Genomic DNA, 12172 nt, shown 5'->3' with positions numbered 1-12172 from the left:
AAGAGCCACTCCACGACATGTCGTCCGCGATGACAGAGCATCCCGACGGGCTGCCGCAACCGCAGCGCAATTGGGCCATTCTCACGATCGCGCTCGGCCTCGTGATGGCCGTCGTCGACGGCTCGATCGCCAACGTTGCGCTGCCGACCATTGCCCGGGATCTGAACGCCAGCCCCGCGTTCTCAATCTGGATCGTCAACGGCTATCAATTGGCGATCACGATCTCGCTGCTACCGCTGGCCTCGCTCGGCGAAATCATCGGCTATCGCCGCGTCTATCTGGCGGGGCTGTTGCTGTTCACGCTGGCCTCGCTGTTCTGCGCGCTGTCGCACACGCTGCCGCTGCTGACGGTCGCCCGCATCCTGCAGGGGTTTGGCGCTGCCGGAATCCTCAGCGTCAACACCGCGCTGGTTCGCTTCATCTATCCGCATTCGCAGCTCGGCCGCGGCATCGGCGTCAACGCGCTGGTGGTCGCGATCTCGGCCGCGGTCGGCCCGACCATCGCCTCGTTCATCCTGGCGGTCGGGACCTGGCCGTATCTGTTCGCCATCAATGTCCCGCTCGGCATCGTCACGCTGGCGCTGGGCTGGCGCTTCCTGCCGCACACCAGGCCGGCGGTTCACGCGTTCGACTGGCAGAGCGCAGCGATGAGCGCCATCGCGTTCGGGTTCGGCATCAGCGCGATCGACAGCGCCGGCCACGGCGGGGCGCTGTATCTCTGCGCATTGGAGTTCGCCGTCGCCGCAGTCGCCTCGCATTTGCTGTACCGGCGGCAGCAGCATCTGCCCTCGCCGCTGCTGCCCGTCGACCTGCTGCGGATTCCGATCTTCGCGCTCTCGATCGGCACCTCGATCGCCTCGTTCTGCGGCCAGATGCTGGCCTTTGTCGCGATGCCGTTCTATCTCGAGAACCATTTCGGATATTCCGCGGTTCAGATCGGCCTGTTGATCACGCCGTGGCCGATCGCGGTCGCGTTCGCCGCCCCGCTCGCGGGCTGGCTGGTGGAACGCTATCCGGCCGGCCTGCTCGGCGGCATCGGCCTGCTGCTGTTCGCGACGGGATTGGGCACGCTGGCCTTGATGCCGGCCAACGCGACGCCAATCGACGTGATCTGGCGCATGGCACTCGCCGGCGCCGGCTTCGGCCTGTTCCAGACCCCGAACAACCGCACCATGATCGCCGCCGCCCCGCGCGAGCGCTCGGGCGGCGCCAGCGGCATGCTAGGGACCGCGCGCCTGCTCGGACAGACCATCGGCGCCGCTTTGGTGGCGCTGCTGCTGGCGCGCTATCCGGCTGACGGCACCCGGATCTCGCTGATGGTCGGCGTCGGTTTTGCCCTCGTGGGCGCCGTGCTCAGCACGCTGCGGCTGTCCTCCGCCGGCAGCCGCGGCGCCGATCAGGTCCGGGTCCATGAGGGCCAGCGTTTGAAGGGCGAGTGACGCCGCGTACAATGCGGATCGCATCGGAGCCCTCCACCGCCGCAAACAAAAAGGCCGGCTGTTCAGCCGGCCTTTCCATTTCGTTGCTCGGCTCGCGCCTCAGACCTTGACCATCGGCCCCTTTGAGGCCGGCCCCTTGGTGCCGCCTCCGCCACCGTTGGGACCACCCTTCGGCGGCTTGCGCTTGCGCGGCGGCAGGTTCTCGGGCTTCGGCGTGACCGGGCCCTCGACATATTCGAAGCCGATCTTGTCCTTGGCGGCCGCCTCGTCCTTGACCAGGATGACGCGGACGTGTCCGCCGCCCTTGAGCTGGCCGAACAGCACCTCATCCGCGAGCGGCTTCTTGATGTGCTCCTGGATGATGCGCGCCATCGGACGTGCGCCCATCTGCTCGTCATAGCCGTGCTCGATCAGCCAGGCCTTTGCAGGCTCGGACAGCTCGATCGTGACGTCGCGGTCGGCGAGTTGCGCCTCGAGTTGCAGCACGAACTTCTCGACCACCATGCCGATCACCTCGGCATTGAGGTGCGCGAAGGAGACGATCGCATCCAGCCGGTTACGGAACTCCGGCGCGAACTGGCGATTGATCGCCTCGTGATCGTCGCCTTCCCGCTTCGAGCGGGTGAAGCCGAAGGCCTGCCGCGCAAGATCGGCCGCGCCGGCATTCGTGGTCATGATCAGGATCACGTTGCGGAAGTTGACCTGCTTGCCGTTGTGGTCGGTGAGCCGGCCATGATCCATGATCTGCAGCAGCACGTTGTAGAGGTCCGGGTGCGCCTTCTCGATCTCGTCGAGCAGCACCACGCAATGCGGATGCTGATCCACGCCATCGGTGAGCAGGCCGCCCTGGTCGAAGCCGACATAGCCGGGAGGCGCGCCGATCAGGCGCGACACGGTGTGCCGCTCCATGTATTCGGACATGTCGAAGCGCAGCAGCTCGACGCCGAGCGACGCCGCGAGTTGCTTGGCCACCTCGGTCTTGCCGACGCCGGTCGGACCCGAGAACAAATAGCTGCCGATCGGCTTCTCCGGCTCGCGCAGGCCGGCGCGCGCCAGCTTGATCGACGCTGCCAGCGACTCGATTGCCTTGTCCTGGCCGAATACCGTGCGCTTCAGGGTCTGCTCGAGATGCTTCAGCACCTCGGCATCGTCCTTCGACACGCTCTTCGGCGGGATCCGCGCCATGGTCGCGATCGTGGTCTCGATCTCCTTGATGCCGATCGTCTTCTTGCGCTTGCTCTCGGCGACCAGCATCTGCGCCGCGCCGGACTCGTCGATCACGTCGATCGCCTTGTCGGGCAGCTTGCGGTCGTGGATGTAGCGCGACGACAGCTGCACCGCCGCCTCGATCGCCTCATTGGTGTATTTCAGCCGATGGTAATCCTCGAAATAGGGCTTCAGGCCCTTGAGGATCGCGATCGCGTCTTCCACCGTCGGCTCGTTGACGTCGATCTTCTGGAAGCGCCGCACCAGCGCGCGGTCCTTCTCGAAGTGCTGACGGTATTCCTTGTAGGTGGTCGAGCCCATGCAGCGGATCGTGCCCGAAGCCAGCGCGGGCTTCAGCAGATTGGACGCATCCATCGCGCCGCCGGAGGTGGCGCCGGCGCCGATCACGGTGTGGATCTCGTCGATGAACAGGATGGCGTTCGGATGCGCCTCCAGCTCCTTCAGGACCTGCTTGAGCCGCTCCTCGAAATCACCGCGATAGCGGGTGCCCGCAAGCAGCGTGCCCATGTCGAGCGAGAACACGGTCGCGGCCGCCAGCACTTCCGGCACGTCGCTGTCGACGATGCGCTTGGCGAGGCCTTCGGCAATCGCGGTCTTGCCGACGCCAGCTTCGCCGACGAACAGCGGGTTGTTCTTCTGGCGGCGGCACAGCACCTGGATCGCACGATTGATCTCGGCATTGCGGCCGATCACCGGATCGATCTTGCCGTCGCGCGCCTTCTTGTTGAGGTTGACGCAATAGGTCTCGAGCGCTTCGCCCTTCTTCTTGGCGTCCTCGTTGCCCTTGGTCTCGGTTTCCTCGTCGACGCCGCGCACCGGCCGCGCCTCGGACACGCCGGGCCGCTTGGCGATGCCGTGGCTGATGTAGTTGACGGCGTCGTAGCGCGTCATGTCCTGCTCCTGCAGGAAGTACGCGGCATGGCTCTCGCGCTCGGCGAAGATCGCGATCAGGACGTTGGCGCCGGTCACTTCCTCGCGACCGGACGACTGGACGTGAATCACCGCGCGCTGGATCACGCGCTGGAACCCGGCGGTCGGCTTCGCGTCATCGGCGCCGTCAGTCACCAGGTTTTCGAATTCGGTCTCGAGATAATTAACGAGGCTGGTCCTGAGCTTGTCGAGATCGACGCTGCAGGCCCGCATCACAGCCGCCGCATCCGAGTCATCGATCAGCGACAGCAGCAGATGTTCGAGCGTCGCGTATTGATGGTGACGCTCGTTTGCGATCGCCAATGCACGGTGCAGCGATTGTTCAAGGCTTTGGGAAAAAGTTGGCATTCGCGTCCTCTATGGCCCCCTGCCATCATGATCGCCATTACCGGGTCAGGCAATAACAACCTTCGTGATCGCCTTTGATATAGTTACGACGGATCGTGGCGAAAGACCGGTCCCGCGATGATGGTTTTCTTCTAAATTCGGGGCATCGGGGCGTCGCGCGGCGGCGCCCCGTGATCGTACGGGAACGCCGTTCACCACCATCAAAAACCGCGATGCAAGACCCGTTCCGCGCCTCGCGGCGGGTCAGTCGTTCCAGCGAGCTATTTCTTTTCCATCACGCATTGCAGTGGATGCTGATGCTTGCGCGCGAAGTCCATGACTTGCGTCACTTTGGTCTCGGCGATCTCGTAGGTAAAAACGCCGCACTCGCCGATCCCGTGGTGGTGAACGTGCAGCATAATCTTGGTCGCCGCCTCGGCGTCCTTGTTGAAGAATCGTTCCAGCACGTGAACGACGAACTCCATCGGCGTGTAGTCGTCGTTCAGGATCAGGACGCGGTACAGGTTCGGGCGCTTGGTCTTCGGCTTGACCTTGGTGATGACCGAGGTCGACGGGCCGCTGCCCGTCCCGTTGCGGTTGTCATCATTGCTCATTTTCGGCGCCGGCGCGGCGGCCACCGCCGGCATCGACGAAACCGGCTCGGAAATCGGGACTGTCAACGTGGATCGCAACATGGCTCAGGCGTTCGAATTCCCCAAGGGAAGCCGGATGGCGGAAAACCGGATGGCAGTTGGACGGCGGTCGCGATTGCCGCAAGACTGATCGCGGAACCCCCAGCAATGCTTTCCAGCTTGCCGCTCCCGGTCCGATCCGGCGGCCGGATCGACTTCCCGAATATGGGCCTCGCGAGGCCCTGCCGCAAGCGCGGACCCGGCGCGGCCCACCGGTCCGATTCCCGGCGCGGCAACCCTCGGAAGGTTAATCATTTCTGCCTGATTTGACAAAGGAGTCGGGCCGCCAATTTAGACGTCATTGAGGATAGCCAGCGCTTTTGCCCGGCTTTTGAGCCTCCCCCACGCCACCCTGCCGGGTTTCCCGCGCCCGATTCACCATCTGTTTAGCGGCGCCGGTCGAGATGCCACCGCAATTCATTTCGACGAGAGTGCCATGCTTGGTTCAGCCATTTCCGATCGCGTCTGCGCGGTTGCTCGCCGGTTTTCCAGGGCAAATAACGGCAATGTCGCGGTGATCTTCACCTTCGCAATGCTGCCGCTCCTCGCTTTCGTGGGAGCTGCGATCGACTATACCCGCGCCAACAACGCCCGCTCCGCGATGCAGGCGGCGCTCGATTCGACCGCGCTGATGCTGTCCAAGGATCTGACCATGGGCAACATCACGGCTGCGGAGATCCCGAGCAAGGCGCAGACCTACTTCACCGCGCTTTACACCAACAAGGACGGCCAGGGCATTTCCGTCACGGCCAACTACACCACCCCGACCTCGAGCGCGGCGGCCAACATCCTGCTGGGCGGATCCGGCTACATCAAATCCGATTTCATGCAGCTGGCCGGTTTTCCGACGCTGGGTTTCAAGAGCTCGACGACCACCACCTGGGGCAACGTCAAGATGCGCGTCGCCCTCGCCCTCGACAACACGGGATCGATGGCGCAGGACGGCAAGATCACCGCGCTGCGCAACGCCGTGGCCGGAACCGGCGGACTGATCGACCAGCTCAGCGCGCTGAGCAAGAACAATGGTGACGTCTATATCTCCGTCATTCCGTTCGCCAAGGTCGTCAATGTCGGCACCAGCAATGTCGGCCAGAGCTGGATCGACTGGACCGACTGGCTCAATCCTCCGACCACGCAGCCCGCCAACGGCACCATGCAGGCGAGCCTGCCGATGAACTGGCACGCGGTCGGACCCGGTGCGCGATGCCCCTGGACCAACAGCAATGGCGGCTTCACCTGCACGAAGAACCCGACCAGCACGTCCAACACGAACTACATCCCCTCGAGCGGGAGTTATTCCGGCTACATTTGCCCCAGCGTCGATGCGAACTCGCACACGCGCTACAATGGCTGCTGGGTGAGCACCGCGGCCGGCACCGGCGTGTTCTGCAGCGGCTCAAACTCGTGTGCATGTCCGACGGACTCCACGGGCAACGCGGTGTCCGGCTGCAGCTGTAAGACGACCAGCGGCGTCTATCAGTGCACCGGCAAGCTGTATACCCACGACTGGACGCAGCCGGGCCCCAACGACACGGTCGACAATACGAGCCAGCCCCGGGTCAGCGCCGTTGTCGGGTGGACCAACAACCAGTGGACCTCGACCAGTCAGACCCCGACGGTGAAGAACGACTGGCGGCAAGCCTCTACCAATCCGATCGGCAACTGGACGGGCTGCATCACGGACCGCACCCAGCCGAACGATGCGACCGGCGTCCTGCCGGCGTCGTCCGACGTCACCACGCTGTTCCCGGCCAACGAGTACTATGAGAACAGCACATTCTATTGCAGCAGCAGCGCCTCGACGTCGCTCGAGCCCATCATTCCGCTGAGCTACAACTGGAGCGCGCTCAAGACGGCGGTCAACGCGATGCAGCCGACCGGCGGTACCAACCAGGCCGTCGGGCTCGCTTGGGCGTGGCAATCCCTGCTGGTGGGCGGTCCGCTGAACACGCCGTCGGAGGACACCAACACGACCTACAATCGGGTCATCATCCTCTTGTCCGACGGTCTGAATACCGAGGACCGCTGGCCCGAATACGGCGACGGCAGCTCGCAGGCCTCAGGCAATCCGATCGACGCAAGGCAGGCATTGATGTGCCAAAATCTGCAGAACGCGAAGGATTCCAACGGAGCGCCGTTGTACACGATCTACACGATCCAGGTGAACACGAGTTCGCCCGCCGATCCGACCTCGACCGTCCTGAAGAACTGCGCCAGCACGCCCGACAAATTCTTCATGCTGACCAGCTCGACCCAGATCCTGACGACGTTCAACACGATCGGAACCGCCCTGAGCAAGCTGCGGCTGGCGAAATAGCCGCCCGCTTCAGGCACAACAAAAAAGCCCGGCCAAACGGCCGGGCTTTTCGCTTGTCTTGGCCGGCAACGCTTACTGAGCGGCGGGCGCGAACTTGGAGACCAGGCCCTCATAGGGCTTGAAGGTCTGCTTGGCGCAGTCGCTGTACAGGCCGGCGATCTTCTGCGATTCCGCGACGAAGGTCTCGTAGGACGAGCGCAGGTACTCGGTCTGCGCCTCGAGCGCCTTGTCCAGCGACTTCACGCCCGACAGCTTCTCGACGAACGACTTGGTGTCCTCAAAGGACTTCTTGGCATAGTCGCCATAGGCGGTGGCGATGGCCTGAACGCCGCTCTGCAGGTTGTTGGCCGACGCGGTGACCGACTCGAAATGCTCTTTGCCGTAGTTCTGAATGTCTTCGATCTTGACCATGGATGGAATTCCTTTTCCCAGACTTGAAGGCGCAAATTCCCATTGCCGGGAAGCTCCCGGCCCCTTGACGCCGATAGCAATATCGCATCGCACAATATAGTCAACGAATATTGTGCATCGCACAATCACACAACCCCGAATCTCCGGCATTTGCGATAAACCCCGGGGGACTACGCAACGGTTGCTTAATCTTTTGGAAACTCGGTCCGCCTAACCTGATTCCCGGACTTTGTTCGCCTTCCGACAGACAGCCTCGAAAGCTGTTTGTGAACAACACCTTAGCTAGAAGAGCGACCTGAGCCGCCACCTCGGCCGATGGTTCTGCCCGAAGTGGATTGTTGCGCAGGCAAGGATCGATGGCCGCCGGGCACAATTTCGCCTCACGAGCCAGTGATCTAGATAGAAATTGGGACGGGGAAGTAGATGCTTCGAACAACCTTGGCCTCCTCGCGGGCGCTGCGAGTTGGCGTTCTTGGGCTCGTTACCGTCACGACGGCGATCCTGATCACGAGTGATAGCGCCGAGGCGCGCCGTCACCGGCGCCACTACGCCCGTCACCACCACAGCCAGGAAGCGCGCGAGAGCTACAGCCCGCAATTCGCGTCGATCATCGTCGACGGCAACACCGGGTCGGTGCTGACCGCCACCAGTCCCGACGGCCTGCGCCACCCCGCCTCGCTGACCAAGATCATGACGCTCTATCTGCTGTTCGAGCGCCTCGATTCCGGAAAGATGAAGCTCGACACCGAAATGCCGGTGTCCGAGCATGCCTCCGAGCAGGACCCGACCAAGCTCGGCCTGCGGCCCGGCTCGACCATCAAGGTCGAAGACGCCATCAAGGGCCTGGTCACCCGCTCGGCCAATGACGCCGCGGTCGTGATCGCCGAGGCGATCGGCGGCAGCGAAGACGATTTCGCCCGCATGATGACCCGCAAGGCCCGTGCGCTCGGCATGAGCCGGACCGTCTATCGCAACGCCTCCGGCCTGCCCAATGATGAGCAGGTGACGACGGCGCGCGATCAATCGACCCTCGGCCGCGCGATCCAGGACCGCTTCCCGCGCTATTACCGCTACTTCTCGACCTCGGTGTTTAACTTCCGCGGCCAATCGATCCGCAACCACAACCATCTGCTCGGCAACGTCGAGGGCGTTGACGGTATCAAGACCGGCTATACCCGCGCCTCCGGCTTCAACCTCGTGACCTCGATGCGTCGCGGCAATCGCTTCCTGGTCGGCGTGGTGCTCGGCGGCCGCAGCGGCGGCTCGCGTGACGCCATCATGCGCAACCTGCTCGCCGAGAACGTCGGGAAGGCCGCGACCACCCGCACCGCCGCCGCGATCACCGAACGCAATCCGGCCGACGCCAATGTCGAGGTCGCCGACGCGGATAATGCGCGCGCGCCGGACACTTCGCCGGTCGCGGCGTCGGAGCCCGCCGCTGCAGCTGCCGCGATCCAGGCGCCGCGCCCGGCCAGCAAGCCCTCCCTGATGGCGGCCGCGGCCGCCGCGCTGCCGCCGCTCCCGGCCAAGCCGGAGCCGCAGGCCAAGCCCGAGCCGGCGCCGCTGACCTCAGGCGTGATCCAGACCCAGCCGATCGCCGCGATCCCCGGCTCGGCTGAACCGATGAAACCGGTCAAGGTGAAGACGGTGCAGGTCAAGGCCGGCCAGATCAAGCTCGCCGCCGCCGGCCCGGCGCAGTCCGCGCCCCCGATCACCAACACGATCCCCGCGCGCGGCGAAGTCCCCGAGACCTCCAATGCGATGATGGCGCGGGCCGCCGAAACCTCGAGGCCCGAAATGCCGCCGCAGCCGGCCAATTTCGGCACCGGCAACGGCATCCTCGGCGTGCTGCCGGCCTCGGCCGTCCATGCACCCGCTGCCCCGGCATCGCAGGCCGTGGCGTCGATCGAACCCGCCACCCGCAGCGTGCAGGCCGCTCCGCCGACCAGTTCAGCAAGGCCGAGCGCCGCCCACACCGGCTGGATCATCCAGGTTGGCGCGCTGGAGTCCGAGGGCGAGGCCAACAAGCGCATCGACCTCGCGCGCAGTTCGGCCCGCGGCCTGCTCAGCAAGGCGGATCCGTTCACCGAGGTGGTCGCCAAGGACAATCGCAAGCTCTATCGCGCCCGCTTTGCCGGCCTCGAGCGCGATCAGGCCGAGGCGGCTTGCAAGACGCTGAAGCGCGCCGAGATCTCCTGCATCACCGTTCGCAACTGATCGTCGGCATCAGCTGATTTCGAACGGCCGGCGCCGCAAGCGCCGGCCGTTTTGTTTTTGCCCTCGCGAAACGGCCGGCCGGCCGCGCGCGGCACGAACATGAAACTTCTCGTCAAGATTTTACGGTTAAGTTTTCCCGAAAGAGCGATCGGCCACGCCGGACAGCGGCGGGCCAGACGGGGCATCAATCAGAAACGGAAGGCAGCTCTCGGCTGTGGCGTTGGTAGCGTAGCCGGAGTTAGAGATGCGTGCGAAGCAGAGTGTCCTTGGCCTCGTTCACACGGGCCGCGAGGTACGTCGAGCCCCCCTGGTCGGGATGGAGTTTCTTCATCAGGGTACGGTGAGCCCGGCTGATGTCGTCGCGCGACGCTCCCGGCTGCAGGCCAAGGATCTGATAGGCCTCCTCGTTCGTCATTTTGCCGCCCGACGCCGCACGGCCCTGCCCCCGTGCCCGGTCGCCCTGTGCGTCCTGACGCCAGGCGGGAAAGCGGCGGTCCAGATAGCTTTCAAGTAGCGCGACGCTCTCGGCGTCGAAGCTCGGAACCATCGCCAATAGCTGCGACAGGTCGAACTCATCGAGCATGCGGCCGGCCTGCGGTCCGGCCACGATCTGGCCCCTGAGCACGCCGCTGCCGTGATCGAGGGTCATATCGAGATATTGCGAGCGCACCCGCGAGCTTTGTCCCTGGCTGCGCGAACCGCCGAACATGCCGCCGAGATTGGGAAATCCGGTGCTTCCGAACGGCGACCAGCCGAGCAGTCCGGCGCCGAAGATGCCGAGCGGAATTGCCACTGCCAGTTCGCCCCGCACGCCGGTAAAGGCCGCGACCGCCAGTGCGAGCACCCCGCCGCCGATCTTGATCGCGCGCGCAAGCACGGCAGGATTGGCCGCACGAAACATCTGCAGCGCGGAATAAAGGACGACAACGGCGACGACGCCAGCGATCAGGGTTGGCATGTCTGGAATATAGGCGGCCCGGCGGCAAAAAGCATGCGGAGCTTCGTCTCACCGGAGTGTGAAGCGCAGCCGCGTGGCGCCGACGTCGGCGACTGGCTGCGCCATGGACCCATAAAATGGTCGATTGTGCCGCGCACACCCGATGTCCGCTTGAACCAACGGTTTCCAACGGATGCTGGGGGCCGCCGAATTCGACGCCTGTTCAACGCAAGGTCCGCCGAGGTCTGGAAATTCGGGCTTGCGCCTGAGTCCGCCGCGCACAAGCTTCATGATGCCGTTCTGTCGTGTGTCCCGGTCAAGCCATTGCGGCCAGACGGGTGCGCACGAGATCGATGTGGCTCCGCAGGGTATAGAGGCTGCTCGCATAGACATTCGGCAATTGCATCTGGTTCGCGCGCTGATCCATGAGATCCAGCTTCGCGTTCAATGCGCTGACGTCGATCTTCCTGCCCCCGGCATTCATCTCGCTCTCGATCGACCTGATCTCGTCGTACAGCCGCCTGATCCTGAGCTGCATCATCCAGTCGTAGGTCTGCGGCAGGAACTTGAACACCGGGAACAGCAAGGCGGCCAGCGGGAGCAGCACGACGACCACCTTCTCCACCAGCGTCGCTCCCCAGAATGGGAGATAACCTTGCAGGAACGGCCGCCCGGTCTTGTAATAGCGTTGCGCTTCCTGGCTGAGCGGAATGCCGATCGACTCGGCTGCGGGAAATTCTCCTGCTTTCTGAAAAATGCCGGGCTGCGAATGAATTTCCGCGGCGGCATTGAGCAGAACGTATTGCAGCGCCGAATGCAGGTCAGCCCTCACGACGAGACTGGCCTTCGGCGCCAACAGCACGACATCCGCGGGCGGGCGGTTCGCCAGCAGATCGATCACCCCGGCAGGCAGGACCAGTTTGTGCAGAAAGGGATAGATCGCGACGAAGGCATCCGCACGCTGGGCGCTGGAAAGCTCGATGCCTTTGGCATTGAGGATGGATTGCACGACGGGAGACTCCCAGGCAGTCACGATAAACGCCGCATCGATATCGCCAGCCACCAGTTTCTCCGCCGCAGCTTGCGGTGCATATCCCGAAATTTCTCCGACGATAGAGTCGATCCTGGTCCTTTGCATTATTTGCAGCGCCAAGGCGCGCCCGCCGCTTCCTTCGGCACCGATCGAAAGTCGTCGGCCGCGCAACGCCTGTACGCCTTCTCCAATCTCGCTTCGGCGGAACAGCCATAACGGCTCGTAGAAGATCGTGCCGAGCGACTCCAGTTCCGGGGCTTCCTTGCCGGTCGTCGTGCCGCCTTGGATGAACCCAACGCTGACCCGCGACCGCGGGTCGCGCAGATACTTCAGATTTTCGAGGCTGCCGGAGGTCGGCTGGAGCTGCAGCCTGACGCCTTCTTTCGCCAGGATTTCGCGATAGCGGATACCCAGTTCGTAGTTGGCGCTGCCCTCGGCGCCGGTCGCCATCACGAGTTCGCGCGGCGGCAACGTCGCCATAATGAACGCGCCCGCGCCCAGAAATATCGCTAGCGCCCCGGCAATCGAGAGGTAGCGCCAAAATCCGTAGGCATAATCTCCGGCAATCATCGCGCGTCGACCTCGTTGCTCAATGCAAGCCGCGAACGCATGACAGTCAGCCCCCTCGGGGATCAGCCTGCC

Annotated in this window: 8 protein-coding genes; 3 read left to right on the top strand and 5 right to left on the bottom strand. The window is 64.1% G+C overall.

All coding sequences use genetic code 11. The features are described from left to right. Window positions 1-17: 17 nt before the first annotated feature. Window positions 18-1439, top strand: a complete 1422-nt coding sequence (locus JEY66_RS21035) for an MFS transporter (protein ID WP_018272010.1) — start codon at window positions 18-20, stop codon at window positions 1437-1439. A 99-nt stretch (window positions 1440-1538) separates the two neighbouring features. Here the strand turns inward: JEY66_RS21035 and clpA are convergent, their stop codons facing one another. Then, window positions 1539-3944: an ATP-dependent Clp protease ATP-binding subunit ClpA gene (clpA, locus tag JEY66_RS21030; protein ID WP_026192862.1), complete on the bottom strand. Its 2406-nt coding sequence runs from the start codon at window positions 3942-3944 to the stop codon at window positions 1539-1541. A gap of 260 nt (window positions 3945-4204) precedes the next feature. Then, window positions 4205-4537: an ATP-dependent Clp protease adapter ClpS gene (gene clpS, locus JEY66_RS21025; RefSeq protein ID WP_026192863.1), complete on the bottom strand. Its 333-nt coding sequence runs from the start codon at window positions 4535-4537 to the stop codon at window positions 4205-4207. 514 nt (window positions 4538-5051) lie between these two features. Here clpS and JEY66_RS21020 point away from each other — a divergent pair. Next, entirely contained in the window at window positions 5052-6932 is a 1881-nt protein-coding gene (locus JEY66_RS21020) for a TadE/TadG family type IV pilus assembly protein (RefSeq protein ID WP_018272012.1), read from the top strand. Between the two features lie 72 nt (window positions 6933-7004). On the opposite strand, the gene JEY66_RS21015 is transcribed toward JEY66_RS21020, so the two are convergent. Continuing rightward, window positions 7005-7343, bottom strand: a complete 339-nt coding sequence (locus JEY66_RS21015; RefSeq protein WP_016844841.1) for a phasin family protein — start codon at window positions 7341-7343, stop codon at window positions 7005-7007. Between the two features lie 423 nt (window positions 7344-7766). Between JEY66_RS21015 and JEY66_RS21010 the strand changes: the two genes are divergently transcribed. Beyond that, a complete protein-coding gene (locus JEY66_RS21010; protein ID WP_026192864.1) occupies window positions 7767-9560 on the top strand; it encodes a D-alanyl-D-alanine carboxypeptidase in 1794 nt (597 codons plus the stop codon). 238 nt (window positions 9561-9798) lie between these two features. Here JEY66_RS21010 and JEY66_RS21005 read toward each other — a convergent pair whose 3' ends face one another. Together JEY66_RS21005 and JEY66_RS21000 are read right to left on the bottom strand one after the other, a co-directional pair. Further along, window positions 9799-10518, bottom strand: coding sequence for a DnaJ domain-containing protein (locus JEY66_RS21005; protein WP_016842845.1), 720 nt, complete (start codon window positions 10516-10518; stop codon window positions 9799-9801). Between the two features lie 295 nt (window positions 10519-10813). Then, window positions 10814-12100 carry a TAXI family TRAP transporter solute-binding subunit gene (locus tag JEY66_RS21000; RefSeq protein ID WP_018272014.1) on the bottom strand — a complete coding sequence of 429 codons (1287 nt, stop codon included), beginning with the start codon at window positions 12098-12100 and terminating at the stop codon, window positions 10814-10816. Between the last annotated feature and the right edge of the window lie 72 nt (window positions 12101-12172).

The organism is Bradyrhizobium elkanii USDA 76, assembly GCF_023278185.1.
Classification (GTDB): Bacteria; Pseudomonadota; Alphaproteobacteria; order Rhizobiales; family Xanthobacteraceae; genus Bradyrhizobium; species Bradyrhizobium elkanii.
This window is presented reverse-complemented; position numbering and strand designations above follow the sequence as displayed.